Source organism: Paracandidimonas soli (genome assembly GCF_004342005.1).
Classification (GTDB): domain Bacteria; phylum Pseudomonadota; class Gammaproteobacteria; order Burkholderiales; family Burkholderiaceae_B; genus Paracandidimonas; species Paracandidimonas soli.
The window spans coordinates 191,610-217,779 of record NZ_SMBX01000002.1; the positions used below are offsets into that span (position 1 = coordinate 191,610).

Genomic DNA, 26,170 nt, shown 5'->3' on the forward strand with positions numbered 1-26,170 from the left:
GTTCTTGCCTGACTTCCCTGGGCAGACCCGCAAGATACTGCAAAAACACGCAATTTGGCTAATCACTTTCTTCTGTATCGGTTTTTCGGGTTCCTGCGGCTGTTGGGACGTTTCGCCTTGCTCGTGTATTTCGTCGCCGGCATCGGCCTGCTCGGAATCCGCTACTGGCTGCTGCCCAATGCGGACGAATGGCGCGGCGCTCTGGAAAGCCAACTGACGGATGCGCTGGGAACCGAGGTTTCCCTGGGAGAGGTCAAGGCCCAGTGGCTGGGAGCGAATCCCAGGCTGACGCTGTCCGACGTGGTGCTGCGCGATGCGAACGACCAGGCGCTTCTCAGGCTGCCTTATCTGCGCGCCGTGCTCGACTGGCGCAGCATACTGGGGCATATCCAGTTCGACAGTATCGAGGCCAGCGGGCTGGACCTGACCATCCGGCGGGATATCCAGGGGCAACTGCACCTGGTCGGCCAGTCCTTCTCGCTGTCCGCCGATGATGCCCGGTCCGGAGAGTTGCCTCCGGTCCTGGGCTGGCTGTCGCTGCAGCGCCGGGTGCTGTTCACGGACGTGACATTGCGCTGGGACGATGCGTCCAGCGCCGGCGGCGCACTGGTGCTGGATCGGGTCAGGATGCAGATCGACAATGACGGCCGCGATCGGCGCTTCGCCTTGCAGGCCGCTGCGCCCCAAGAACTGGCCTCCATGATTGATGTCAGGGGAGAACTGCGCTCCGATGAGAAAGGCCGGGTGGACCGCCTGGACCAGGTGTCGGGGCGTCTGTATGTCCATGTCAGGGACTGGCAATCGCAGGCCTGGCGCCCGTGGCTCGAACTGCCGGCGCAGTTGGAATCGGGCAGGGGCTCCGCACAGGCCTCGCTGTCGTTTGCAGCCGGAAAACCGGACGGTATGGCCCTGGACGCCAGCGTGCAAGCGTTGCGCTGGCGGCTGGATGGCAAGGATCATATCGGCGTGGAAGCCGCTCGTCTGCATGCGGAAGGCGAATGGCGCGAATGGAGCGAAGCGCCTCGGGCGCTGTCGTTCCAGTGGCAGGGACGCGGCGTTTCCGTTGCGGTCGCCGAGGCTTATGAGCAGGCGCTGTCCTTCGATGAGACGAGGCTGCAGGGAAGAGTGGAACGAGCCGCGGATGGCGGGCTGTCGGTCTCGCTGGCTTCGGCCGATGTCGGCAATGCGGATCTCGACCTGCATTTTTCGGGACATTGGCGCTCGAGTGAGACTTCCGGGTCGGGCGAGGCGGATATCCAGGGACAGGCAACACACGTCAGCGTACCCGCCATCGTTCGCTACTTGCCTGCGGTCGTCAGCGAGGATGCGCGGATATGGATGAAGGAAAGCCTGATCAAAGGACGGGTGCGCGATGCCGCCTTCCGGCTCAAGGGAGAGCTGGACGCATTTCCCTTCGGCATCGACCCGGAGAAAGGCGAGTTCCGGCTGGAGGGCAGGCTGGAAGACACGCAGATCGATTACCTGCCGGCGCACAATGGCGCAAAGGGCTGGCCCAGCGTGGACGCCATCGAAGGCAGGCTGAGCATGGACAGGGCGAGCCTCGGCATCCATGCCGATACGGCGCGGATGCTGCCTTCGGCGCAGCAGCCCGCGCTGGAGCTGCGGGGCGTGCAGGCATCGATTCCCGATCTCGAGCACAACGCCACGCTGTCCATCAAGGGAGAAACATCGGGCAAGGCTTCCAGCTATATCGCGTTGGCGCATCATTCCCCGCTTGGAGAGCTGATCGGGGGCGTGCTCGATGAAGCCACGGCCAGCGGCGAGTGGTCCGTGCCGCTGGAGCTCTCCATCCCCTTGATGCACAGCATCGATACGACGGTCAAGGGCAGCGTTTTGCCCGGCGAAGGCTCGGCGCTGCGGCTGATGCCGGAAATGCCGCTGCTCGAGCGCCTGTCCGGCACCCTGGAGTTCAGCGAAACCGCAGTCAGCGCAAAGGGCTTGAGCGGCCGCTTTCTCGGCGGCAAGGTGGACTTCGCGGACGGTATCGGCGGCGGACAGGCGGGGCTGAGACTGCGCGGCCGCATGACGGCGCCCGCGCTGGCAGAATATATAGACCTGAAAGGCATGGAGCGCCTGGAGGGCAGCATCGCCTATACGGCGCGGCTAGGCCTCGACAAAGCCGGCAGATTCGTCATGGAAGCCGAATCCAGCCTGGAAGGCATGCGCCTGGATTTTCCTGCTCCTTTGGGAAAATCGGCGAAGCAGCCCATGGCCTTGAAGGTCGACTGGTCCGGCCACAAGGACGAACGAAACGTCATGGCCCTGGATATCCGGCTTGGGAGCGGAATACATGCCAGGGCGCTGCGGCGCAGCCTCGAGAACGAAGGGCCTTATTTCTATGCGCTGGGCGTGGGACGCGATCAGGTCCTTCCCGCGCCGGCTTCGGGGGCGGAAATCGACGTGCAGGTGGACGATTTCAATGCCAGAGCCTGGGAGGCCGTGGTGGAGGATTTCTCCCGCGCCGCAGGGGCGAATCAGACGCAGGAGTCGTCGGCGCGCAGGCCGTTGCTGCCTGAGCTCCGGCGCTTTCGCGTGCAGGCGGACAAGGGCAGCATCTTTGGCCTCGGGACGACGCAACTGACCCTGACCGGCGGGAAAACGGACGCGCAGCGCTGGCGCATGGACATCAGCTCGACGGAAACGGCGGGGACGCTGTTCTGGCAGGAAGCCGCCGGAAAGGTCGAGGGCAGCATACAGGCCAGGCTGGACAGGCTCGCCATCGGCGAAGCGGGAGACAAGGAAGGCGCGGATATCGCCGAGTCGGAGGGCTCGGCGCTGCCGGACGAACTGGATATTCCCGCCATCGATCTGACGGTTGGCCGATTTACCTTATATGGCAAGATGCTGGGCGAGCTTGCGGTGACGGGAGTCAACCAGGAACGGGGACGCCTATGGCGTCTGGACAAGTTCAGTATTGATAGCCCCACGGCATCGTTGCAGGGCAAAGGCAGTTGGCAATTGTCGGGCGAACGCCGGGGCCTGCAGCTGCAGGCCGACATCGCGGTACACAATCTCGGCGGCTACATGGAACAGATCGGTTTTCCCGGCGCAGTGCAGGACGGGCATGGGAGCGTGCGCGCGGATCTGTTCTGGCACGACCTGCCTTGGTCGCCGGAGATTTCCGGCATCCAGGGAACATTGGAACTGGAGCTGGACAAGGGGCGTTTCAACCAGGTCAACTCCCGCGTGGCAAGGTTGCTGGAGCTGTTGTCGTTGCAGTCGGTCAAGCGGCTGGCCAGCCTGGACTTCAACCCTGGCGGATTGCTGAAGAATGGCTTTCCCTACGATGCGCTCAGGGGAAAGCTCGATCTGGACCAGGGGGAGTTGCGCACGCAGGACTATCGCGTCGTGGGGCCGGTCGGGACCATCGTGATCGGCGGCAATGTGCATCTGTTGCGCCAGACGCTGGATCTGCAGGCGGTGGTCGTGCCCAGCCTGGATGTCAGCGGCGCGGCCATTGCAGCCGGCATTGCGGTGAATCCCATCGTGGGCGTGGGAGCCTTCCTGGCGCAATGGCTGCTGCAGACGCCATTGTCGCGGGCGATGACGGTCGAGTACCGTATCAGCGGCGATTGGGACAATGTGGCGGTGGAAGAGGTGAATGCCGACAGGCGCAAGGCCGCGGATTCGGAGCAGATGCCGTAAGAAAAACCGCAATGGGTCGGCCCGCCTTTCGGCCCGGGCCGGCCCATTGCAAGACCGCTTCGGTGTCAGTACACGCCTTGCTGCAGCATGGCGTCGGCTACCTTCACGAAAGCGGCGATGTTGGCGCCGGCGACATAGTTGACGTGGCCGCCTTCTGTGCCATAGTCCACGCAATTCTGGTGAATGCTGCGCATGATGGCATGAAGCTTGCTGTCGACCTGCTCCGAAGTCCAGGCCAGGCGCTGCGAGTTCTGGCACATTTCCAGTCCGGAAACGGCGACTCCGCCTGCATTGCTGGCTTTGCCCGGCGCATACAGGATGCCGGCCTCGTGGAAGGCGTCGACGGCGTCCAGCGACGTAGGCATGTTGGCGCCTTCGGCGACGCAGCGCACGCCATTGGCCAGCAGCGCTTTCGCATCTTCCAGTTCCAGCTCGTTCTGCGTCGCGCAGGGCAGGGCGACGTCGACCGGGACATTCCAGGGACGCTTGCCGACGTGGTATTCCAGGCCGAATTCCTTGGCGTAGACTTCGATGCGCTCCCGACGGACATTGCGGATTTCCAGCAGCGCGGCCAGTTTTTCCGGAGTGAAGCCGGCTTTGTCGTAGACGAAGCCTTGCGAGTCGGAAACCGTGACCACTTTGGCGCCCAGGTGCAGGCACTTCTCGATGGCGTATTGAGCAACGTTGCCGGAACCCGAGATGGAGACCGTCAGGCCATCGATGGACTGGCCAACGTGCTTGAGCATCTCTTCGGCGAAGTAGACAGTACCGTAGCCTGTGGCTTCCGGGCGGATCAGGCTGCCGCCGAAGCTGGGACCCTTGCCGGTGAACGTGCAGGCCGTGGAATTGGTCAGCTTCTTCATCATGCCGGCCATGAAGCCGACTTCACGCCCGCCCACGCCGATATCGCCCGCTGGGACGTCGGTGTCGGGACCAAGGTGGCGATGGAGTTCCAGGATGAGCGCCTGGCAGAAGCGCATGACTTCCGCGTCGGACTTGCCTTTGGGGTCGAAATCGGAGCCGCCTTTGGCGCCGCCCATGGGGAGCGTGGTGAGGGCGTTCTTGAAAGTCTGCTCGAAGGCGAGGAACTTAAGGATGGAGAGATTCACCGAGGGGTGAAAGCGCATGCCGCCCTTGTAGGGACCGATGGCGGAGCTTTGCTGGATGCGGAAGCCGCGGTTGACCTGTATCTGGCCCTTGTCGTCCATCCAGGAAATGCGGAACTGGATGACGCGCTCTGGTTCCACCAGGCGTTGAAGCAATCCCTGTTCCGCGTATTTCGGGTTGCGCTCTATGAAGGGCCACAAGCTGTGCATGACTTCTTCCACAGCTTGCATGAATTCGGGCTGATGCGGATCCCGGCGCCGGACTTGTTCTAGAAAATACTCAATTGTCGGTAGTGTCATCAAATCGTGCTCTAAATTGCGCACAGAGACGCGTGTCGTTGAAAGATTATTTTTTCATCATGTCGAAGAACTCGGCATTGGTTTTTGTCGCCCGGATTTTGTCCAGGATGAATTCCATGGCTTCGATTTCGTCCATATCGTGTATGAACTTGCGGAGCACCCAGACTTTTTGTAGAAGGTCTGGCTGTATCAGCAACTCTTCGCGGCGTGTGCCGGATTTGTTCAGATTGATGGCAGGGTAGACGCGCTTTTCGGCCAGACGGCGTTCGAGGTGGACCTCGGAGTTGCCCGTACCCTTGAACTCTTCGTAGATGACCTCGTCCATGCGGCTGCCAGTTTCGATCAGGGCTGTGCCGATAATGGTCAGCGAACCGCCTTCCTCGATGTTGCGCGCGGCCCCGAAGAAGCGCTTGGGGCGCTGCAGAGCGTTGGCGTCGACGCCGCCGGTCAACACCTTGCCCGATGCGGGAACGACGGTGTTGTAGGCGCGGGCCAGGCGGGTGATGGAGTCGAGCAGGATGACGACGTCTTTCTTGAGCTCGACCAGGCGCTTGGCCTTTTCGATGACCATCTCGGCAACCTGGACGTGGCGCGTGGCGGGTTCGTCGAAGGTGGAGGCCACGACTTCGCCGCGCACCGTGCGCTGCATTTCGGTGACTTCTTCGGGGCGCTCGTCCACCAGCAGGACGATCATGACGGCGTCGGGATAGTTGGTGGTGATGGCATGTGCAATATGCTGCATCATCACGGTCTTGCCGGACTTGGGACTGGCTACGATCAGGGCGCGCTGGCCTTTGCCCAGCGGGGCAAAGATGTCTAGGATGCGGCCGGTGTAGTTTTCCTCGCTCTTGATGTCGCGCTCGAGTTTCATCGGGCGATCTGGATGCAGCGGCGTCAGGTTCTCGAACATCATGCGATGCTTGATGGCCTCGGGCTGCATGCCGTTGACCTTGTCGACCTTGACCAGGGCGAAATAGCGTTCTCCGTCCTTGGGCACGCGAACCTCGCCTTCGATGGAGTCGCCGGTATGCAGGTTGAAGCGCCGGATCTGCGAGGGCGAGATATAGATGTCGTCCGTGCTGGCCAGGTAGGATGTTTCAGGTGAGCGCAGGAAACCGAAGCCGTCGGGCAGCACCTCGAGGACCCCGTCGCCGAAAATCTGTTCTCCCTGCTTTGCCCGCCGCTTCATGATGGCGAACATTAGTTCCTGCTTGCGCAGGCGATTGGCATTGTCGATTTCCAGGGTCGCCGCCATTTCGAGCAGTTGCGAAACGTGCAGTGCTTTGAGTTCTGTAAGGTGCATGAGAAAGAAAGAGGAATCGGATAAAAATGGCGGTCCCGGACGGGAATCCGCGCGCTTGCAAACGAAGGTTTATAGGTATTTTGGGAAACTTCAGCGTGACAGATGGCGACGCATCAAGCCGATACCGGGCAGAGGAGTGATTTGCCCGGGTCAGGGGAGGCAGGCCGGTTGGCGGCCCGCATGTCCGGTATTACAGCGATTCTTCCAGGAAAGCATTGAGTTGGGCGCGGGACAGCGCACCGACCTTGGTGGCGGCAACCTGACCATTCTTGAACAGCATCAGGGTAGGGATGCCACGAACCTGGAATTTTGCTGCGGTATCGGGGTTTTCGTCGACATTCAGCTTCGCAATAGTAACACGGCCCTGGTGTTCGGCGGCGGCTGCATCGAGAAGAGGGGCAATCATTTTGCAGGGGCCGCACCAGGCTGCCCAGTAGTCGACCAGCACGGGGCCTTCGGCTTTGAGTACGTCGGCTTCGAAACTGGTATCGGTAACGTGTTTGATGAGGTCGCTCATGGTTTTGTCGCTAAAGAAAAGACTGTAGACGTAAAGACTGTATCAGAAGGACTATACGGGAAATTCCATCCCGCGTAAAACGAGCTGCGGTCGTATGGCCCGCCGTCTTGTTGCCCGTAGCCCACAAACTGCGCCCCATCGGCGTCCGTCCGGAGCACAGGCCATGCCCGTTGCGGTTTTCGCCGGTATCGGACGGCGATTGTGTCAAGGATTGTCCGGGCGTTTTTCCCCTGACTTGCCTTACTACGTAAAATAGGCGTTTTCCGAAATATTGGCAGTGGAGCAAAATTGACTAGTTCCCGGTATGACGAAGCATCCATCCAGGTGCTCAAAGGACTGGAGCCGGTGCGCCAGCGCCCCGGCATGTATACACGCACGGACAACCCCCTGCACATCGTGCAGGAGGTCATCGACAACGCCGCCGACGAGGCGCTGGCGGGATCCAGCAAGAATATTGCCGTTACCCTGCATGCCGACGGCAGCGTCAGCGTGGAAGACGACGGACGCGGCATTCCGGTGGGCAAGCACCCCGAAGAGCAGGTGCCCGTGGTCGAGCTGGTGTACACCCGACTGCACGCGGGCGGCAAGTTCGACAAGAAATCCCAGGGAGCCTATGCCTTTTCGGGCGGGCTGCACGGGGTGGGCGTATCGGTGACCAATGCGCTGTCGACCCGGCTCGAGGTCAGGGTCTGGCGCGACGGCCATGCGCACGACATCGTGTTCGAAAACGGAAATCTGGCGCAGCCGCTGACGGTGGCCGAGCCCGTGGGCAAGCGCAAGACGGGAACGCGCGTGCGCGCTTGGCCGGATCCCAAATACTTCGACAGCGGCGTGGTGCCGGTGGCGGAATTGGCCCACTCCCTGCGCAGCAAGGCGGTCCTGCTCAGCGGCGTGCAGGTGTCGCTGACCATCGAAAAGACCGGCGAAGTGCGCCAGTGGCGCTATGACGACGGTCTGCGCGGCTATCTGACCGAGGCGCTGGGAGAAACCGAGACCATCGTGCCCCTGTTCGAAGGCCAGCAGTTCGCGGGCGCCGACGACGACAGTTTCGCCCAGGGCGAAGGCGCCCAATGGGTGGTGGCCTGGACGCAGGAAGGCGCGGTGGTGCGCGAGTCCTACGTCAATCTGATTCCGACCAGCAACGGCGGCACGCACGAGGCGGGGCTGCGCGACGGCCTGTTCAATGCCGTGCGCTCGTTCGCCGAGCTGCACAGCCTGATTCCCAAAGGGGTCAAGCTGTTGCCGGAAGACGTGTTCGCGCGCGCCAGTTTCGTGCTGTCGGCCAAGGTGCTGGATCCGCAGTTCCAGGGGCAGATCAAGGAAAAGCTGAACAGCCGCGACGCCGTGCGCCTGGTGGGCGGTTTCGTCAAGAACGCGCTGGATCTGTGGTTGCACGGCAATGTCGAGTACGGCCGCAAGCTGGCGGAAAGCGCCATCAAGCAGGCTCAGGCCCGGGCCAAGTCGGCGCAGAAGGTCGAAAAGCGCAAGAGTTCCGGCGTCGCCGTGCTGCCGGGCAAGCTGACCGACTGCGAGTCCAGCGATGTCTCACGCACCGAGGTGTTCCTGGTCGAGGGGGATTCCGCCGGCGGTTCGGCCAAGATGGGACGGGACAAGGAATTCCAGGCGGTGCTTCCGCTGCGCGGCAAGGTGCTGAACTCCTGGGAAGTCGACCGCGACCGTCTGTTCGCGAACAATGAAATCCACGACATCGCTGTCGCCATCGGCGTGGATCCGCATGCGCCCGGCCAGACGCCGGATCTTTCCGGCCTGCGCTACGGGCGCATCTGCATCCTGTCGGATGCGGACGTCGACGGTTCGCATATCCAGGTACTGCTGTTGACGCTGTTTTTCCGGCATTTCCCGGCGCTGATCGAGGCGGGCCACGTCTATGTCGCCAGGCCGCCATTGTTCAGGCTGGACGTGCCTGCGCAGGGCAAACGTCCGGCGCGCAAGATCTACTGCCTGGACCAGGGCGAGCTGGAGGCCGCGCAGGAAAAGCTGCGCAACGAAGGCGTCAAGGAGTCCGCCTGGAGCATCAGCCGCTTCAAGGGTCTGGGGGAAATGAGCGCCGAGCAGCTCTGGGACACCACCATGAATCCGGACACGCGCAGACTGCTGCCCGTGCGCTTCGGAGACCTGGGGGCGGAGGCCACGCAGACCATGTTCAATATGCTGATGGGCAAGGGCGAGTCCCAGCAGCGCCGCCAGTGGCTGGAAGACAAGGGAGATCTTGCCGAGCTGGATGTCTGAGTTCCGTAAATACTCCCCGTACGCAGCCGGCCTCCACGGCCGGATGAGCGACGGGAGACGCGGGGCAGGCGCGGGCAGGCCATTTCCCTCCAGTGCCATGAAGGCACGAAACGAATGACACGGGTTTCAATGGATACTACACAAGCAGGACTTTTCGATCAGCAGCCCTCCGACGGCGAGGAACACATCACACTCGGGCTGTACGCAGAGCAGGCCTATCTGGACTATGCCGTGTCCGTGGTCAAGGGGCGCGCGCTGCCCGACGTGACCGACGGGCAGAAGCCGGTGCAGCGTCGCATCCTCTATGCCATGCAGGCCATGGGCCTGGGTCCGGGAGCCAAGCCGGTCAAGTCGGCGCGGGTGGTCGGCGACGTGCTGGGCAAGTATCATCCGCACGGCGACCAGGCGGCCTACGACGCCATGGTGCGCATGGCGCAGGACTTCACGCTGCGCTATCCCCTCATCGACGGCCACGGCAACTTCGGCTCGCGCGACGGCGACAATGCCGCCGCCATGCGCTATACCGAGGCCAGGCTGACGCCGTTCTCGCGCCTGCTGCTCGATGAACTGGACGAGGGCACGGTCGATTTCACGCCGAATTACGACGGCAGCCAGAAGGAGCCATTGCTGCTGCCCGCGCGCCTGCCGGTCATGCTGCTCAATGGCGCTTCCGGCATCGCGGTGGGCATGGCGACCGAGATCCCGTCGCATAACCTTCGTGAGGTGGCCAGCGCCTGCGTGGCCCTGATCCGCAATCCCAAGCTGGATGATGCGGCGCTGCACGACATCATTCCCGGACCGGATTTCGCCGGCGGCGGGCAGATCATTTCCCAGCCTGCCGACATCGCCGCCATCTACGAAAGCGGCAGGGGCTCCATCAAGGCGCGCGCGCGCTGGGTGTTCGAGGAAATGGCGCGCGGCCAGTGGCAACTGGTCATCCACGAACTGCCGCCGGGCGTGTCCGCGCAGAAGATCCTGGAGGAAATCGAGGATCGCACCAACCCCAAGCCGCGGCAGGGCAAGAAGACGCTGACGAACGAGCAGACGCAGACGCGCGCGCTGCTGCTGGGCCTGCTGGACGCCGTGCGCGACGAATCCGGCAAGCAGGCTCCGGTGCGCCTGGTATTCGAGCCCAAGAGCAGCCGCATCAACCGCGACGAGTTCGTCAATACGCTGCTGGCGCAGACCAGCATGGAAACCAATGTCTCCGTCAACTTGGTCTGCATCGGCACGGACGGGCGCCCGCGCCAGCGCGGGCTGCGCAACGTCCTGACGGAATGGCTGGAGTTCCGCGCGCGTACGCTGACGCGGCGCACGCAGTTCCGCCTGGACAAGGTCACGGACCGCATCCACGTGCTGGAAGGCCGCATGGTGGTCTACCTGAATGTGGACGAGGTCATCCAGACGATCCGCGAATCGGACGAGCCCAGGCCCGCCCTGATGGAGCGCTTCGATCTGTCGGAGCGTCAGGCCGAGGACATCCTGGAAATGCGCCTGCGCCAGCTGGCGCGGCTGGAAGGCTTCCGCATCGAGAAAGAACTGGAGAACCAGCGCAAGGAACAGGCCGAGCTGCAGGAACTGCTGGACAACCCGCAGGCTTTCCGCCGGCTGATGATCCGCGAGATCGAATCGGATGCCAAGCAGTACGGCGACGACCGCCGCACCCTGATAGAGGCGGCCGAGCGCGCCGTGCTGGAAACGAAGGTCGTCGACGAGCCGGTCACGGTCATCATCTCCCAGAAGGGCTGGCTGAGGTCTCGCCAGGGGCATGGCCACGATGCTTCGCTCTTCAGCTTCAAGGCAGGGGACTCGCTGTATGATGCCATCGAGTGCCGCAGCACGGACGAGTTGATCGCCATTGCCAGCAACGGCCGCGTGCATACCGTGGCGGTGGCGAACCTGCCTTCGGCCAGGGGGGACGGCCAGCCGGTGACGTCGATGATCGAGCTGGAGCCGGGCGCGCGCGTTGTGCACATGGTGGCGGGCTTGCAGGAACAGCGCTATCTGCTGGGCGTGCAGCAGGGCTACGGCTTCATCGCCAGGGTGAAGGACATGAGCACGCGGCAGAAGGCGGGCAAGCAGTTCTTCAACCTGTCTGACGGCGACAAGCTGCTCAAGCCGGCGGCGGTCCGCGAGGACGATACGCATCTTGCCATGGTGAGCAAAAAGGGCAAGATGCTCGTCATCGGCATGGACGAGGTCAAGCAACTGGCTTCCGGCGGCAAGGGAACCATACTCATGGGCCTGGACGATGACGACCGGCTGTCGCAATGGATACCTATCGGTGCGCAGGGCCTGCGAGCCGAAGGTATCTACCGCAACAAGGAAACCGTCCAGGAGCTTGCGCTGGAGGATCTGTCCGAATATACCGGCAAGCGGGCCAGGAAGGGCAAAGTGCTGTCGCTGAAGATCAAGCAGCCCGTGCTTGGCGCCGTGCGCCAGTCCGGACAGTCCTGAGGCGGGATCATGGCCTGCCGCGGCGGGCCGTCACCATTACCTATTTGAAAAGAATGTCATGAGTTTCAAAGTCAAGATAGAGCCCAGCCAGCTGGAATTCACGGTCGAGCCGGGGCAGACGGTACTGGACGGCGCCATCGCCGCCGACATCATCCTGCCGTACAGTTGCAGGGATGGCGCGTGCTCCACCTGCAAGGGCAAGGTGGTGTCGGGGCAGGTCGAGGCCGGCGCCGCGCCGGCGAAGATCCTGTCCGAGGAGGACCTTGCCGAAGGCTATACCTTGTTCTGCCAGGCCAGGCCCTGTTCCGATCTGGTGATCGAGTCGCACCAGGTGCGGCTGGCGACGGATATCCAGGTGCGCAAGATGCCCGCGCGCGTCATGGAACTGAACCGCCTGGCCGACGACGTCATGCAGATCATGGTGCAACTGCCGCCGTCCGAGCCGTTTCGCTACTACGCGGGGCAGTACATCGAATTCATTCTCAAGGACGGCAGCCGGCGCAGCTATTCCATGGCCAATCCGCCCAGGGACAACAACCTGGTCGAACTGCATGTCCGCCACATGCCGGGCGGCGTGTTCACCGATCACGTGTTCGGCACCGGCGCAACGCAGATGAAGATCAGGGAAATCCTCAGGGTCGAAGGTCCGCTGGGGTCGTTCTTCCTGCGCGACAATATCGACAGGCCGATCATATTCCTGGCCAGCGGCACGGGCTTCGCCCCGATCCAGGCCATCATCGAGCGGATGATGGAAAACGGCAGCACCCAGACGTGCGTGCTCTACTGGGGAGGGCGCAGGCCGCAAGACCTGTATCTGGACGAAAAAGCGAAGCAATGGGAGCAGGCGCTGCCGGGTTTCAGCTACGTTCCCGTGGTCTCCGACGCCTTGCCCGAGGACGGCTGGACGGGGCGTACGGGGTTCGTGCACCAAGCGGTCATGCAGGATATTCCGGACATGTCGGGATACCAGGTCTATGCCTGCGGCGCGCCGATCGTCGTGGAAAGCGCAAGGCGGGAATTCGCCCGGCAGTGCAGTCTGCCCGATGAATTCTTCTTTGCAGATGCTTTCACTTCGCAAGCGGATACCGCCTGATTCTGTCGTATCATGATGCGGCTGGCGCACCTGCTTGACGCACCCGATCGGCAGGCGTATTTTGCACAGGTTTTTCCCAATCAATAGAGGTCCGCGCAATGAAAGTCGCCGTATTGGGCAGCGGTATTATCGGCATCTCCACGGCATGGTGGCTGCGACAGGCTGGCCATGATGTCGTGGTCATCGATCGCGAGCCCGGGCCCGCACAGGATACCAGCAGGGCCAACGGCAGCCAGATATCGGTGTCGTACGCCGAGCCCTGGGCCAATCCCCAGGCTCCCATGAGATTGCTGCGCTGGCTGTCGCGCAGCGATGCGCCGCTCAGGTTCAGGCTGCGCATGGATCCACGGCAATGGCTGTGGGGCCTGAGCTTTCTCAGGGAGTGCCTGCCGTCGCGCCTGGAACCCAATATCAGGGCCATGGTGCGCATGGCCGAGTACAGCCGGGGCACATTGCGGGAAATGCGCGCCGGCCTGGACATCGAATACAACGGCCTGCAGCGCGGCATCCTGAATTTCTACCGCGACCAGCGCGAATTCGAGGCGTCGCAGAAGGCGGCGGATGTCATGCGCGATTTCGGCGTGGACCGGCGCATCGTGTCCGCGGATGAGGTCGTGCGCATCGAGCCGGCGCTGGCGCATGCCGCCAAGCAGATCGTGGGCGGCGACTATACCGCCGACGATGAAAGCGGCGATTGCCACGCCTTTGCCACGGCCCTGGCGGGCCTGGCCGAAAAAGCCGGCGTCGAATTCCGCTTTTCCACGCAGGTCAGCCGGTTTGCGGCCGCGGGGGGCGCCATCGAGTCCGTCGAGGTTATTCAGCCGGACGGCCTTTACGGCCATATCAAGGCCGATTGCTACGTGGCTGCGATGGGCGTGCATACGCCGCGTTATGTCGGTCCGCTCGGCGTTTCCTGCCTGGTGTATCCCGCAAAAGGCTATTCGGCCACGTTCCGCATCAAGGACGAAGCGCAGGGGCCGTTCGTCAGCCTGACCGACAGCGAGCACAAGGTGGTGTATTCCAGGCTTGGCGATACCCTGCGCATGGCCGGCACGGCGGAACTCTCCGGCTATTCGCGCAGCCTGAATCCGGCGCGGTGCGCATCCATGGTGGCGCAGGCCCGGGGGCTGTTCCCGGATGCGCTCGATTTCGACGATGTGCGGTTCTGGAGCGGGCTGCGGCCGTCGACGCCATCCAACGTGCCTCTCATTGGGCGCACGAAAATCTCCAATCTTTACCTGAATACGGGGCACGGCACGCTGGGATGGACCATGGGCGCAGGCTCGGGGCGTGCGCTTGCCGATATCATCTCGGGGAAAACGCCCGAACCGGAATTTCCTTTCCTTTCATAGGTTGAAGCACTTCATGAAGATCAATCGTTTGATCACACGCCTGCCCGGCAGGAATCTGCTTGCGGCGGCAATGGCGGTGGCGGGCATGGCGGCCGCACCCGCAGTGCTGGCGGCAACCAGCATCGAAGTCTGGCACGCGCTCAACTCGCACAACAAAGATGTGTTCGAGGATCTGGTCAAGCAGTTCAACAAGGATCAGAAGGATGTCAAGGTCACGCTGAAGTCCTTCGACTCCCTGGATGCCGTGGAAGCAGAACTGGTCAAGGAGGCCAAGGGCAAGAACGCGCCCAACCTGGTGCAACTGGACGACCACCGTTCTCCGGACGGCGTCGCCAGCCGGTCCTACATCACGCCCATGCATGTGCTGCTGGCCAAGTACCCGATCAAGAACCAACAGTGGTATCTGTCGCGCTCCAATTCATTCGCCAGGGATGAAAAGGGCAATCTGCTGGCTTTTCCCTATATGGCGGATATTCCCGTCATGTTCTATAACACCGAAGCCTTCAAGACGGCGGGCCTGACGCCGACGACGCCGGAGCGCTCCTGGGAGGGGCTGCAGGGGCAACTGGTCACGCTGGCGAACAACGGGTCGCGTCATTGCCCTCTGGTCACGGACCAGGTAGTGTCGATGAACCTGGAAAACCTGGCCGCTGTGAACAACCAGCTGTACACCTCGAACAATAACGGCATCGGTCAAAAGACCAACCCCGCCTTCCTGTTCGATATCACCTACGTACGCCATCTTTCGCTGATGATCAGCTGGGTGCGCAGCGAAATCATGGTGCATCCCGAGCTCAGCGTGCAGGCCGCGCAGCGCTTTGCCGACCGCGAATGCGCCGTGCTGATTTCCAGTTCCGGAAATCTCGGCTGGTTCAGGAAAGTGAAGGCCCTGGACTTCGGCGTGTCCGGCCTGCCGTATTATCCCCAGGTCACGAAGTCGCCGGGCAACCCCTTCGTCGGCGGATCCGCGTTCTGGGCCGTGCATGGCCGCGCGGCGGAGCAGGACAAGGCCACGGCGGCGTTCCTGGGCTGGCTTGCGGAGCCCAAGCGCGCGGCGCAGTGGTATCAGGAAACAGGCTTCCTGCCGCTGACGAAAGACGCCTACAACCTTACGCTGGACGACTATTACAAGCACCTTGGGCAATGGCAGCCGCTGGTGGCGGTCTATTCCAAGGATCCCAGCGCGCTCAATCGCGGCTTCAGGGTGCGCAACTACGACAAGATCAAGGCCATGTTCAATCAGCGCCTGAACAATGCGCTGAAGGGGCAGGAACCCGCCACGGTCATGCTGAAATCGGCTTCCACCGAAGCCGGAAAGCTCATGCAGCAGCGCTGATGCGCGCAGACTGATCGGTGCGAAAGGGCGGCCTTGGCCGCCCTTGCTTTTTTAGCCTCCTGTTGGCATGGATGCTGTTTTCCTCCATGCGTACAAGCCGATCTGTTGCATTTTTCAGGCTGCGGGCAAGATGCGTCTGTCGATGAAATGAACAATCACCAACAGCGCACATCATGGTCAGAGCAATCTTCGCCAGCCTGCTTGCCGGCAGCCTTTCGGCATGCGTGAGCCTGGATCATCCGGGAGGGGGACGGCATGCGCCGGCGGACATGCCGGCGCATTACCACTTCGAATGGCAGCTTTCCGGACATCGCGCCGTTGCGCCGCTGCAGGTATTTGACGATGGGAACAAGACGTGGCTGCAGTTTCCTCCCGGGCAGCCGGTTCCCGCCATTTTTGCGATTGCTCCGGAGGGCGACAGGCTGCTGCGTCCCAGGCTGCAGGGCGACTATCAGGTGCTGGATGGCGTATGGCCGCGCCTGCGAGTACGGGGAGGGCGTCAGCAAAGCCTGCTGATCAGGCTGGATCCGCTGGCTGCTGCTCCGCAGGCAGAAGTACGCGCGGTTGTGCTCGATGATCCGGCGCCTGCTGTCCAGGCTGCGACCGAAGTGGAGCCGGAACGTAGTGCCGCAGGAGATGCCCGGGCGGCAATACCGCTTCCGCAATCGCCGGAACCCCGGGCAGGGGATTCTCCGCAGACCTTGTTCGAAGTCAATCCTGGAGACCTGACGCTGCGCGCCGCCCTGCAGCGCTGGGCGGACAGCGCAGGATGGACATTCCTGCCGGAGCATTGGGCTGTCGACGTCGATATTCCCCTGGCCGGGAGCGCTTCGTTCCCGCAGTCATTCGAAGGCGCTGTGCTGGAGCTGGTGGCAAGCACGGAGCTCGGGGATTATCCGTTGCAGCCGTGCTTCTATTCCAACAAGGTGCTGCGCGTGGTGCGGCATGCGACTCCATGCAATCGCGTCGCAGGAGGCATTGCGCCATGAAGCGCTTCGCCCATGCTTTTCCTGTGCTGCTGTTCCTTGGCGGATGCGCGCTCCAGGAGCGCATCCAGTCGCTTTCGCAGGCGCGGGAAGACGCCTCGGCGCATCTGGATGCCGCGCACGAAGCCTTCCGCCCGATGGCGCCGGACAGCGCAGCCAGGCGGCAGGCACGGCATATCGCCCGGCCCTGGCTGGCCGGGGCGTCCCAGCCCCTGTCGCGCGATGTCACGCTTCCGCTGGCGCTGCGCGCGAATGTCCGGACCACGATGATGTTCGCCGATGGCGAACTCAGCCTGGATGAAATCGCCGAGCGTCTGACCGAGGTAACAGGCATTCCCGTCCGGGTGCGGCCGGAGGCCATGCTGCCGGCAGGCGCTTTCATGAGCAGGGTGCAGGGCGATATCCTTCAGCCGGGCGCCGGAGAAGCGGACAGGGTATGGCTGTCGGGGGAGTCAGCTCCGCTGGCGCGCATCCTAGACCGCATTTGCGCCAGGCTGGGCGTCTGGTGGAAGTACGAAGACCAGCAGATCCTGTTCTATCGGACCGAGACCAGGGTGTTCGATCTCCATGCGCTGACGCTGGCGGCAAGCACCGAGGCGTCGCTGGGACTGGGGTCGACGCAGAACCAGGAGGGCTTTTCCAGCCACTCGCGCACGCAACTGGCGTCCGGGCAGCACGATATGGCAGCCGTGCTGAAAGCGCGCATCGAGCCGTTCCTGTCGCGCGCCGGCTCCGTTGTCCTGGATACGGGAGCCGGCATGTCCGCCGTCGTGAGCGATACGCCGGCGGTTCTGCGGGCCGTGGCAGATTATCTGGCCAGGGAAAACAGGCGCATGCTGCGCCGGGTGCGCATCGTGTTCGAGGAACTGACGCTGGCGCTGAACGACGATGCCGAGGCAGGCATAGACTGGAGCGTGGTATTTTCCAGTGCTGCGCTGTCCGGCAGCCTGCTGTACCAGGGTACGGACGCAATAGGGGCGGGCAGCCTGGCGCTGGATGCCGCCAAGGGGCCGTTTTCCGGGTCGGGAGCGGTGCTCAGGGCGCTCAGCAGCCTTGGCCATGTCGTGCGCAGGAACAGCGTGCCCCTGTTGACCCTGAATCGCAGACCTGTCACGCATGCCGTGCGCACCACGTTCTCCTACATCGACAGGGTCGAAACGACGGCCTTGTCCGACGGGATCGGCATGGCGCTGCCCTCGGTGTCGGTAAGCCAGCGCGAAGAAACCGTTGGCACCTTGATCACCCTGGTGCCGGATGCGCAGGACGACGGCCAGATTCTGCTGTCTATCGCCTATGACAATACCGTGGCGCAGCCTTTGCGCTCCGTGACGTTCGGCTCGCAGTCGAATCCCCTGCAGTTGCAGCAGATCACAATCGACGGCAACGGCACGGTACAGCAAGTGGCGTTGCGTCCCGGCCAGCCGCTGCTGATCGCCGGATTCGACCGCAGCCAGGAAGAGCATGCTTCGCGCCGGCTTCAGCCGGACCTGCCCCTGGCGCTGGGCGGACAGGAGCGCGTGTCGGTGCAGCGCCTCAAGACAGTCATGCTGGTGACTGCGGAACTGGAAGAGGGCTACTGACATGGCGGCCATGACGCAGCGCGAATGCTCCGGGCTGGTGCTGGTCTTCGGACTGGCGTGGGAGCCGGTCATCGGTGGCGACGGCAGGGCCCAGGCCCTGGGCGCAAGCCGCAGGGCGGGCTCAACGCACATGGTTTTTCCCGGCGGTGTCATGGCCGCGGTCGGCCATGGCTCTCCCGGAGGCGGCGCAAGACGAGGCATGGCCATGCATTCGGCAGCGCAGTGCGTTGCTTCATTGCATGCGGCAGGCTCCGTGCTGCTGATGGCGCCGATCGAAAACATGGGCGTCTGGACGGTCGCCTGCCACGAAGGCACTGTCGTTTCAAGGACCGACTGCTTTTGCGACAGTGCGGCGCAGGCCGGGCGCATCGCGGACGAATTGCGCCAAGTCTATGCGCAGTTGCAGGTGATCGATGCTCTTGCCGATCCCTCCATGTTTTCGCTGGAAGTGCTGGCGGGACAGGCTGGCAGGCACAGCCAGCTCGAGCGGATCGCCTCGTTGCGCAACCTGGCGGCCGGGCGCTGGCGGTGGCTGTTGCCGGCATTGCTGGTTCCGGGACTGCTGTACCCGGCATGGCGCGACGAGGCAGTACCGGACATGTCCGGCCCGGCTTCGGAAGCGAATGCGCATGCCTTGTGGCGGGATGCGACAGAGCGACAGCTGGCTGCAAGACAAACCGGAACAGTGGCCGGCGAGGCCTTGTTGCGGTCGGTGTATGCGGTACCGGTGGGCATCGGGGGCTGGTCCTTGCTGCATGTCATTTGCCAGGCGGAGGGCGCGCGCTGGAACTGCCAGGCCGTTTATGTGCGCGGACAGGCCGGAGCGGACAACGAGGCATTTTTCCGGGAGATACCCTCGGGCTGGAAGGTTCAGGTCATGGCGCTGGACCAGATCCGCGTGCGCTGGCATGTGTCGCATCGCGACGCTCCCTTGAGGCTGGATGTCCTGCAGGGCAGGGAAACGACGGATCGCAGCCTGCTGAGCGCATTGCAGCATATCGAGCCCGCATTCGAGCGGGTATCCGTGGGGCAGCCCGAGGCGATGACGGTGGTGCTGCCGGATACTGACGGCGCGGCTGCCATTGCCAGGCCGCCGTCGGTTCCCCGCGTGGCGCGCCGGCCCCTTCAGCTCAGTGGCCCGCTGCGTTCAGCCGCATTGCTGCTGGCGCACGCGCAGCCAATCTCATTAAGCCGGATCGAGCTGGCGCATCGCTCTGAAGCCGTCGCCGCATTGCGCGACAGCAGGCTGAATATCGTTCTCACGGGAGACATCCATGAAACCATGTAGCCTGCGCTGTTTGCGGCGCCTGGCCGTGCCGTTGCTGCTCTGGGGCGATATCGCGGCGGCGGGCGTGGATGCGCATCTGCCTCTGCTCGAGCAACTGATGCGGCAGGAAATGGAAAGCTTCGCGTCCGCGTCGCTGGATCTGCGCGAGCCTTCCGCTGCAAGCGTTGCGAAACCCGAGCATAAGCCGGAGCTACTGGCCGTCTATGGCGTGGGCGGCCGCCTGTCGATAGAGGTGAAGTATGACGGACACGTCTATCGCTATCCGGCAGGCCGGCGCGATCCTGTAGGCTGGGAGGCGGGGAAAGGGCCATTGCGCCTGCGCGGGATGTCCGGTCGTTGCGCAAGTCTGGAGCACGACGAAGGCTCCGCCGAAGCCTGCCTGCCGGACATGCTGGCAAGGCATGCGGTGAACGGGCCTGCGCATGATGGAGCGGGTCATGCGGGCCGCTAGCGATATCGAGGTGCGCGCGCCATGGGGAGGCATGCACGATGGGCAGGCTTGCGATCCCGCGATAGAAACGCCTCGGGACCTGGCCGCCCTGAAGCCTGGGGTTGCGGTTTCGATGGCGCAGCGCCTTGCCATGGAGGATATGGCATCGCGCCTGATGGCTGTGGAAATGCAGGATGGCTCGGTCGCCATTTTCGCCGCGCCGGGCTATGTGCGCAGCGATCATGCGGATGCGCTGGAACGGCGGCTGCTGGAGTGCGGCTACCGTTTGTCGCATCCTGTGCGGTATGCGGTCGCCTCCCCATTGTTGCTGTCTCTTGCCAGGGGGCAGCATGCCTTGTCCGGACAGAAGCCGGCGGGCGTCAGGGAGCTGGAAGAGTCGGGCACGGCGCTTGGGGATGTATTTCAGGATGTCCTGGATTGGGCGGTTGCCCATCATGCCAGCGATATCCATTTCAATGTCAGCCTTCGGCAGGCGCACTCCCAGGTGCGCTTTACCATCGGAGGACGCTATGTCCAGCCGGAGCGTTTTCGCAGCCTGTCCAGCCGGATGGTGCTGGACATCCTGTCCGTCGCCTGGATGGATGTCCGGGGCGGCAATGGCGCGGTGTTCGACCCAGGATCGGAGCAGCAGGGCAGCCTGACGAGAATGTGCGGCGACCGGCCCTTCATGTTGCGCTGGTCGTCGCTGGCCGCTGAACAGGGCCCCAGCGTCTGCCTGCGCCTGCTGGATCGCAGCGAGGCCGGCGGCAAGATATCTTTGGAGTCGCTGGGCTATTTTCCTGAGCAGGCGGCGCGCATAGGGCAGGCTGTCGGCGTGCAGGGAGGGGCGGTCGTCGTTTCGGGAACGGTGGGGGCTGGCAAGTCGACGACGCTGGCAAGCATGCTGGGCCTGGTTCCCGCGCATCGCAAAGTGGTGACTATCGAAGATCCGGTGGAGCGTCTGCTGCCGGGCGTGATCCAGAATTCGATTGCCCGGGACCTGCACGGCGATTCGCACGAGGCCTATACGGCCAAGCTGCGCAGCCTGAAGCGCGCCGCGCTGGACGATGTCTGCCTCGGGGAAATCCGCGACCGTGAAACCGGACTAGTGTTCTCCGATTCCGTCAGCTCGGGCGTCGGCGTCTACACCACGGTCCATGCGCCATCGGCGGCCGGCATCGTGGATCGGCTGTGCTCCTCCTTTATCGGTATTCCCAGGGATCTGCTGATGTCGCCGGGTATTCTGAAGCTGCTCGTCCATCAGGCGCTGCTGCCTGTCGTGTGCGACGGGTGCGCAATCGGGTTGCAGGAGCTTTGCGTTCTTCCAGGCGGGCAGGGCGCGGCATGGCGGCAGTGGAGCGGGAGGATGGAACGAATGCTGCAGCAGGATTGCCGGCACGTACGCTGGCGCGATCCGCGCGGCTGCGAGGCTTGCCGCCGCAGGGAATTGCCGGAATTGAACGGCTACGTCGGAAGGACGGTTGCAGCGGAAATCCTGGCGCCTGGCGACGATGCGTCGCGCGATGAGGGGGATTGCAGGGTCCTGTTCCCTGCCCGGCATCGTGCGTTGCCCGGAGCACGGCCGGACAAGCATTCGGCGCTGGGCGCCGCTGTGCGGAAAATGCTGGACGGCCAGGTGGATCCCCGGGATGTGCAGGAGCGCTTTTCCGCATTCCTCATGCCTGCGTCGCCACGGTGGCCCGGAGACTGCATATGAAGGAATGGGCGCGGCGAAACCCATACCTGTCGAGCCGGTCTTCCCGCCCGGGGCAGTGGCGCCTGCGCGCGGACCAGCGCTGGTTCCTTCGGCGCCGCGCGGCGTATTTCGATTACCTGGCCTCTTTGCTGGAAGGCTTGCGGGGCAGCCGCACGCTGCGCGATGTGTTTGCCGACGATGTGCTGCGTTACGGAGCATCTCATCCGCGCGGCCGGCTGGCTTCCCAATGGATCGGGAGATACGCCATTTCCGGAGGCATCCTGTCCGATACCTGGCGCGGCTGCGTGCCGCAGCAGGAACTGGCGGCGATAGGCGCCGCGCAGCAATTGGGAAATGCAATGCTCAGGCAGGCATTGGCTGATCTTGCGAGAATCGTGCGCCTGGAGGACGAGTCCCGCGCCTATGTACATGCCACGCTGATGGCGGCATGGGGAGCGCTGGCCGTCATGTGTCTCGTGCTGGCGGCGATCCCGGCGTTCAGCGTTCCTCGTCTGCTCGAGGCATTTTCTAGGGTGCCTGCCGGGCATCACGGTCCTGCCACGGTGCGCCTGATCGCGCTCGCCTCTCAGTTGCAGGGAAAGTGGTGGGCCGTTCTAGGCATGCTGCTGCTTTTCGCGCAGTGGACGCGCTGGTCGCTGCATGCGTATTGCGGAAGGATGCGTCGCATGCTGGACCGTTTCCCTCCATGGAGCCTGTATCGCTATCGCTACAGCCTGTCTTTCCTGTCCATGCTGCAGCTTGCGCTCCAGTCGCAGGATACCAATCGCGTTCAGCTCAGGCAGGCGCTGGCCGGGCAGCGTTTGCATGCCGCTGCCTGGGCCGATACCCACCTGAAGGAAATGCTGGCCAGGCTGGACGGCGGAGCCATGGGAGCGAGCGTGTTCGATACGGGCTTGCTGGACCGCGAGCATTTCTGGTTTCTCGACGATATGGTGCGGGCGCGCGGCATGTCGACCGGCATGCAGTTGACGGTAAGGCGCCTCGAGCACTGTCTGATGGAGGCGATACGCCGCCAGGCGGTGCTGTTGCGCTGGGTGTTGCTGTTGTCCTGCGTGGCGTCCATTCTCGGCGGCGTGCTTTGGCATTACGCCGTCATCGATGAGTTCCGGCGTGCGTTGATGCTGCTGTACTCATCCTAGGGCCTGTTAACACGAACAACGGATTTCCATGGTTTTTTTCTGAACGAAGGAGCAGGTATGTATGCGAATCAATTGGTACACAGGGCCGGCAGGCATGAAGACTCATCCGGAAAGAAAATGCCGGACGGCCGGCGCGCTTCTCCGCCGCAGGCTGAGAACAGCCGGCGACTGCGGGCGCAGCGCGGCTTTTCGCTGGTAGAGGTATCCATCGTGACGGCGATCGTGCTGCTGCTCGCGGTCATTGGCATTCCAGCGATCAGCGGCTACCTGATCGAAAACAAGGTGCCCAAGGTGGGCGAGGATCTCGTGCGTTTCATCCTGCAGGCGCAGGTGGGCAGTTTCGATGGCACGGGAGCGCCGTATGCCTCCATCAGCACGGATGCCGCGGCCAGATACCTGCACGACTCCAGCGTGATCAGCATCAGGGAGAGCTCGGGAACGACACGGGTTCTGCACGGGCTGGGCAATAACGGGGAATTGACCGTTGCGCCGCAGGGGGGAGGGGCCTCGTTTTCCATCGTGCTGGACAAGGTCAATCATGCCGCATGCCCCTCGATCGCCTCCGTATTGCAGCGCGTATCGGACAGGATCACGCTATCCGCCGAAGGGCAGTCCGCTGCCGTCCTGAAGGATGAAACGCTGTCATACAGCGCCCTGGCGGCGCAGTTGCGCTGCAGCAAGGGGGACAGCAATACCTTTACCTTCGTTGTGAGCTGAGTCCATGCAGGCCGGCCAATCCGCAGGCGGGCATCGACAGCGAGGGTTCGTGCTGCTTGAGCTTGCGATCGCCGGGCTGATCGCTCTTTTGTTCGCCGTTTGGGCAGCCGGTGCATGGAAGCGCGAGATGCAGCAGGCGGGAGTGAATGCGCACCATGCCTGGATGGATGGCGTACGCGCGGCGGCCCAGCGCTACCTGCAGCGCTATGACGGCCGCTTGACTCCGGACTCTCCGGCGGCCGCGCTGGCCGATGCCGGTTACGCCGACTGGCGCAGCCCCTCGATCGCGGAATTCAAGGCCGACGGGCTGCTGCCGCAGGGCTATCCTGAAACAGGCCCAATGCGGGCCCGGGCGGATATCACGGTTGGCCCGGTGTCCGGATGCCAGACGGATTGCGTCTTGCAGGCACTGGTCCATGGTGTGTTGTGGCGCGACGGCGATGGCGGGAATTATGGCTGGCGGGCGCTGGCTTCGCAGTGGCTGCTGGCCGCCGGGGGGAAGGGAGGGCAAGTGTCCTCGAACGCACCCCAGTTCGTGCGCGGCCCATCGTTTTCCTGGAAGAACCCACCGCGCGAGGGCGTGCAGCCCTTGCCGGAGGGAACGGTGGCGCTGCTTGCAGCCGGCTTGTCGGGCAAGGAGGATTACTTGCGCGTGCGCGACAAGCGGGATCCGGATTTTCAGGGAGGGATGCGGGTAAAGGGAGATATCGGCACGGAAGGGTCCGTTTCGGCCTCTGCCTATCTCTCCATCGGCGCGCGCGCCGTCAGGGCGGAGGCCTGCCCCGAGGAGGGCGTGATTGCGCAGGAGCAGGCTGGAGGACTCCTATTCTGCCGATATGGGTCCTGGAGAACCGCGCCGGGCGCGGGCGGCGGTTTTTCCACGAACAGCAGGCATGGCTGCATGACGCCGGAAAAAACCAGCACGGCCAATCCAGTGACGAAAGGCTGCTGGTGCCCGGCCGGCTACGTCATGCTGCGGATATCCGACAGCGGAGTCGCTTCGGCCTCGGAGGCTTCGGGGCGCACGATCGGCTATCTCTGCGTCGATTGATCACGCGCCCAAGCCCCCCCGTATTGTGGCGAGGAAGCTCCCGACTTTAGGCGAGAGTGACTCAAAGCGGCGCTGCCCGGCGAGAAGCGTTGGGAATTCCCGCGTATTTGCTGTAGAGGAGAAGCCCCGACCGATGGGCCGGAACTCTTCACTGCACGATCTCAAGCTCAAGCGGCGATATCGTGCGGCCTCGGCGGGTGGTTTCCGGGATCGTTGTCGTCGCCTTCGTCGTCGGGGCGTGGAGGCAGCGGCGGCAGGCCGATGGCTGCGCGCAGGCGCTGGCAGTCCGGATTTGGCGAGCCGTCTTCCATCCATATGGGGTAGTCGCGGCAAGGAGAGGGGCGCAGTTCATAGATGCTGCAATGCACGCCTGCCTGTCCGACCTGCCCGCGCAAGGCGATGCAGGGCTTGCCTCCGAGCTCCGTTCCTTTCATGCAGGCGCGCAGCGGACCGATTTGAGTGACGAGCTCGGGGGGAACTGTGCCGCCGGTTTCCCCGGCGATTTCTCCGCTGTAGAAGGAAACGCGGAAATGCGAGCAGCAAGCGCCGCAGCTGAGACAGGGGTTGTTGGCGGCGCTGTCGTTGGCGGCCGGAGGCGCTGCTGCGGGCAGGCTGGCCAAGTGTTCGTGTGGCGGTAGGTGGCGCATCATGAAATTCCGCGAAGGGACGGAAATTTTAGCGGATGCGCGGACTTTTCGCGTGGTTTCGTTGCAAGCCAGCCTCAGGCGCGATTGTCGTAACATAAATTAGAAAATACTAATTTAGATAAATCTAATATATAATAGGAAATCCATTTCCTGGCTTGTCTTGTTTTCCCGAAGGAGTTTCACATGCTTCGCTTCGATCTGCCGCCCGTCTGGTCCAACGTCACCCGATGGGAGGCGTTCGTCAACTTTGCCGTCTGCGGCGCAAGTTTGCTGGTCACGCCGTGGCTGATGGTCATTCCGCTGGTGCAAGGCTTTGTACGCGGCTTCCTGGGGCATTACAAATGTCCGGCCCATCGCGTGTGGGCCAGGCTCTTCGAGTCGCGCGGATGGGGCGGAAAAAAGGAGAACGCGGGCGCCAAAATGTTTGCGAACAAGATCCTGTTCATCGCCAGCCTGGTATCGGTGATGGCTTATGCGCTGGGCAGTGACTTCTGGAAAATTCCTTGCATTGTGCTGATGGTGTTCACCACGCTGGAGTGGGCTTTCTCTTTCTGCGCAGCATGCTCCGTGTATGGGCTTTGGTACCGCTGGTTCCCGCCCAGGCACGGCTGAGCATCCCGGTTTCAGCGGCGGAGCTGATCGTGGCGGAAGCAATCGGTGGTGTGGTCCATGAAGCAGCCGACGGCCTGCATGTAGGCATGGCAGATGGTGGGGCCGACGAAGCGGAAGCCGGCTTTTTTCAGCGCGCGGCTCATTTGCTCCGCCTCGGGACTGACGGCGGGAATATCTTCCTGGCGCGCATAATGGTGGACGATGGGCTTACCGCCGGTAAAGGACCAGATCAGCGCTGCCGGATCCTCCAGCCGCAGCCAGGCCTGGGCGTTCAGGCGCGCGGCATTCAGCTTCAGGCGGTTGCGGATGATGCCTTTGTCCTGCATGAGTTCCTCGATCCGGGCATCGCTCATGGCGGCCAGTTTTTCCGGATCGAAGCCGAAAAGCACCTCGCGGTACCTGTCGCGTTTTTTCAGCACGGTGATCCACGAAAGCCCGGCCTGGAAGCCTTCGAGCAGCAGCATCTCGAACAGATGCGCCGCATCGTGCGAAGGCACGCCCCATTCCTGGTCGTGATAGGCTTGGTACAGCGGATCGCCGGAGCACCAGCGGCAACGTGTGTGGTTGTTCATGTTCTACCCGGGTGTGTGCAAAAGCAGATTGAGTGATTGGCAAGGGTGCGC

Annotated in this window: 20 protein-coding genes; 15 read left to right on the forward strand and 5 right to left on the reverse strand. The window is 63.2% G+C overall.

Translation table 11 applies throughout. The features are described from left to right. Positions 1-54: 54 nt before the first annotated feature. A complete protein-coding gene (locus EV686_RS04595; protein WP_132474005.1) occupies positions 55-3,666 on the forward strand; it encodes a YhdP family protein in 3,612 nt (1,203 codons plus the stop codon). A 65-nt stretch (positions 3,667-3,731) separates the two neighbouring features. Here the strand turns inward: EV686_RS04595 and gdhA are convergent, their stop codons facing one another. From gdhA to trxA, 3 genes are all read right to left on the reverse strand, one after another. Beyond that, positions 3,732-5,072 carry an NADP-specific glutamate dehydrogenase gene (gdhA, locus tag EV686_RS04600; protein ID WP_132474007.1) on the reverse strand — a complete coding sequence of 447 codons (1,341 nt, stop codon included), beginning with the start codon at positions 5,070-5,072 and terminating at the stop codon, positions 3,732-3,734. Between the two features lie 46 nt (positions 5,073-5,118). Then, positions 5,119-6,375, reverse strand: a complete 1,257-nt coding sequence (rho, locus tag EV686_RS04605) for a transcription termination factor Rho (RefSeq protein ID WP_132474009.1) — start codon at positions 6,373-6,375, stop codon at positions 5,119-5,121. Positions 6,376-6,565: 190 nt separating this feature from the next. Further along, positions 6,566-6,892: a thioredoxin TrxA gene (gene trxA, locus EV686_RS04610; protein ID WP_132474011.1), complete on the reverse strand. Its 327-nt coding sequence runs from the start codon at positions 6,890-6,892 to the stop codon at positions 6,566-6,568. A gap of 288 nt (positions 6,893-7,180) precedes the next feature. Between trxA and parE the strand changes: the two genes are divergently transcribed. The 13 genes from parE (at position 7,181) to EV686_RS04675 (ending at position 24,288) form a co-directional block, all read left to right on the forward strand. Further along, positions 7,181-9,142, forward strand: a complete 1,962-nt coding sequence (parE, locus tag EV686_RS04615) for a DNA topoisomerase IV subunit B (protein WP_132474013.1) — start codon at positions 7,181-7,183, stop codon at positions 9,140-9,142. 129 nt (positions 9,143-9,271) lie between these two features. Beyond that, positions 9,272-11,599 (forward strand): DNA topoisomerase IV subunit A, encoded by a 2,328-nt coding sequence (parC, locus tag EV686_RS04620; protein WP_132474015.1) that lies wholly within the window; start codon positions 9,272-9,274, stop codon positions 11,597-11,599. Positions 11,600-11,657: 58 nt separating this feature from the next. Beyond that, positions 11,658-12,692, forward strand: coding sequence for a CDP-6-deoxy-delta-3,4-glucoseen reductase (locus EV686_RS04625; protein WP_132474017.1), 1,035 nt, complete (start codon positions 11,658-11,660; stop codon positions 12,690-12,692). A gap of 98 nt (positions 12,693-12,790) precedes the next feature. Next, the gene (locus EV686_RS04630) at positions 12,791-14,044 is read left to right on the forward strand and encodes a D-amino acid dehydrogenase (RefSeq protein ID WP_132474019.1); all 1,254 of its coding nucleotides are present in this window, start codon (positions 12,791-12,793) and stop codon (positions 14,042-14,044) included. 13 nt (positions 14,045-14,057) lie between these two features. Beyond that, the gene (locus tag EV686_RS04635) at positions 14,058-15,380 is read left to right on the forward strand and encodes an extracellular solute-binding protein (protein WP_132474021.1); all 1,323 of its coding nucleotides are present in this window, start codon (positions 14,058-14,060) and stop codon (positions 15,378-15,380) included. 173 nt (positions 15,381-15,553) lie between these two features. Further along, positions 15,554-16,369, forward strand: coding sequence for a TrbG/VirB9 family P-type conjugative transfer protein (locus EV686_RS04640; protein WP_132474023.1), 816 nt, complete (start codon positions 15,554-15,556; stop codon positions 16,367-16,369). Beyond that, on the forward strand, positions 16,366-17,946 hold the full coding sequence (locus tag EV686_RS04645) for a hypothetical protein (RefSeq protein WP_132474025.1): 1,581 nt from the start codon (positions 16,366-16,368) through the stop codon (positions 17,944-17,946). Before EV686_RS04640 ends, EV686_RS04645 begins: the two co-directional genes overlap by 4 nt. Position 17,947: 1 nt before the next feature. Beyond that, positions 17,948-19,234 carry a hypothetical protein gene (locus EV686_RS04650; protein WP_132474027.1) on the forward strand — a complete coding sequence of 429 codons (1,287 nt, stop codon included), beginning with the start codon at positions 17,948-17,950 and terminating at the stop codon, positions 19,232-19,234. Continuing rightward, complete coding sequence (locus EV686_RS04655; RefSeq protein ID WP_132474029.1) at positions 19,221-19,685, forward strand: hypothetical protein; 465 nt, start codon at positions 19,221-19,223, stop codon at positions 19,683-19,685. Before EV686_RS04650 ends, EV686_RS04655 begins: the two co-directional genes overlap by 14 nt. Continuing rightward, entirely contained in the window at positions 19,672-21,381 is a 1,710-nt protein-coding gene (locus tag EV686_RS04660; protein ID WP_165972499.1) for an ATPase, T2SS/T4P/T4SS family, read from the forward strand. The genes EV686_RS04655 and EV686_RS04660 overlap by 14 nt, the downstream gene beginning before the upstream one ends. After that, on the forward strand, positions 21,378-22,520 hold the full coding sequence (locus EV686_RS04665; protein ID WP_132474033.1) for a general secretion pathway protein: 1,143 nt from the start codon (positions 21,378-21,380) through the stop codon (positions 22,518-22,520). The genes EV686_RS04660 and EV686_RS04665 overlap by 4 nt, the downstream gene beginning before the upstream one ends. Positions 22,521-22,637: 117 nt before the next feature. Next, complete coding sequence (locus EV686_RS04670; protein WP_132474035.1) at positions 22,638-23,237, forward strand: pilin; 600 nt, start codon at positions 22,638-22,640, stop codon at positions 23,235-23,237. A 4-nt stretch (positions 23,238-23,241) separates the two neighbouring features. Further along, the gene (locus tag EV686_RS04675) at positions 23,242-24,288 is read left to right on the forward strand and encodes a type II secretion system protein (RefSeq protein WP_132474037.1); all 1,047 of its coding nucleotides are present in this window, start codon (positions 23,242-23,244) and stop codon (positions 24,286-24,288) included. Between the two features lie 167 nt (positions 24,289-24,455). Here EV686_RS04675 and EV686_RS04680 read toward each other — a convergent pair whose 3' ends face one another. Further along, entirely contained in the window at positions 24,456-24,935 is a 480-nt protein-coding gene (locus EV686_RS04680) for a YkgJ family cysteine cluster protein (RefSeq protein WP_132474859.1), read from the reverse strand. A 183-nt stretch (positions 24,936-25,118) separates the two neighbouring features. Here EV686_RS04680 and EV686_RS04685 point away from each other — a divergent pair, with 183 nt between their 5' ends. After that, on the forward strand, positions 25,119-25,547 hold the full coding sequence (locus EV686_RS04685) for a DUF4395 family protein (protein WP_132474039.1): 429 nt from the start codon (positions 25,119-25,121) through the stop codon (positions 25,545-25,547). Between the two features lie 11 nt (positions 25,548-25,558). Here the strand turns inward: EV686_RS04685 and EV686_RS04690 are convergent, their stop codons facing one another. Next, positions 25,559-26,119, reverse strand: a complete 561-nt coding sequence (locus EV686_RS04690; RefSeq protein WP_132474041.1) for a DNA-3-methyladenine glycosylase I — start codon at positions 26,117-26,119, stop codon at positions 25,559-25,561. Positions 26,120-26,170 lie beyond the last annotated feature (51 nt).

What these genes read in the sequence shown, in the direction of transcription:
- gdhA (WP_132474007.1), bottom strand. Translation starts at nt 5,072, where the DNA reads ATGACACTACCGACAATTGAGTATTTTCTAGAACAAGTCCGGCGCCGG.
- EV686_RS04640 (WP_132474023.1), top strand. Translation starts at nt 15,554, where the DNA reads ATGGTCAGAGCAATCTTCGCCAGCCTGCTTGCCGGCAGCCTTTCGGCA.
- EV686_RS04680 (WP_132474859.1), bottom strand. Translation starts at nt 24,935, where the DNA reads ATGCGCCACCTACCGCCACACGAACACTTGGCCAGCCTGCCCGCAGCA.
- trxA (WP_132474011.1), bottom strand. Translation starts at nt 6,892, where the DNA reads ATGAGCGACCTCATCAAACACGTTACCGATACCAGTTTCGAAGCCGAC.
- EV686_RS04635 (WP_132474021.1), top strand. Translation starts at nt 14,058, where the DNA reads ATGAAGATCAATCGTTTGATCACACGCCTGCCCGGCAGGAATCTGCTT.
- EV686_RS04645 (WP_132474025.1), top strand. Translation starts at nt 16,366, where the DNA reads ATGAAGCGCTTCGCCCATGCTTTTCCTGTGCTGCTGTTCCTTGGCGGA.
- parC (WP_132474015.1), top strand. Translation starts at nt 9,272, where the DNA reads ATGGATACTACACAAGCAGGACTTTTCGATCAGCAGCCCTCCGACGGC.
- EV686_RS04630 (WP_132474019.1), top strand. Translation starts at nt 12,791, where the DNA reads ATGAAAGTCGCCGTATTGGGCAGCGGTATTATCGGCATCTCCACGGCA.
- EV686_RS04625 (WP_132474017.1), top strand. Translation starts at nt 11,658, where the DNA reads ATGAGTTTCAAAGTCAAGATAGAGCCCAGCCAGCTGGAATTCACGGTC.
- EV686_RS04650 (WP_132474027.1), top strand. Translation starts at nt 17,948, where the DNA reads ATGGCGGCCATGACGCAGCGCGAATGCTCCGGGCTGGTGCTGGTCTTC.
- EV686_RS04670 (WP_132474035.1), top strand. Translation starts at nt 22,638, where the DNA reads ATGCCGGACGGCCGGCGCGCTTCTCCGCCGCAGGCTGAGAACAGCCGG.
- EV686_RS04655 (WP_132474029.1), top strand. Translation starts at nt 19,221, where the DNA reads ATGAAACCATGTAGCCTGCGCTGTTTGCGGCGCCTGGCCGTGCCGTTG.
- EV686_RS04660 (WP_165972499.1), top strand. Translation starts at nt 19,672, where the DNA reads ATGCGGGCCGCTAGCGATATCGAGGTGCGCGCGCCATGGGGAGGCATG.
- EV686_RS04690 (WP_132474041.1), bottom strand. Translation starts at nt 26,119, where the DNA reads ATGAACAACCACACACGTTGCCGCTGGTGCTCCGGCGATCCGCTGTAC.
- EV686_RS04665 (WP_132474033.1), top strand. Translation starts at nt 21,378, where the DNA reads ATGAAGGAATGGGCGCGGCGAAACCCATACCTGTCGAGCCGGTCTTCC.
- rho (WP_132474009.1), bottom strand. Translation starts at nt 6,375, where the DNA reads ATGCACCTTACAGAACTCAAAGCACTGCACGTTTCGCAACTGCTCGAA.
- EV686_RS04685 (WP_132474039.1), top strand. Translation starts at nt 25,119, where the DNA reads ATGCTTCGCTTCGATCTGCCGCCCGTCTGGTCCAACGTCACCCGATGG.
- EV686_RS04675 (WP_132474037.1), top strand. Translation starts at nt 23,242, where the DNA reads ATGCAGGCCGGCCAATCCGCAGGCGGGCATCGACAGCGAGGGTTCGTG.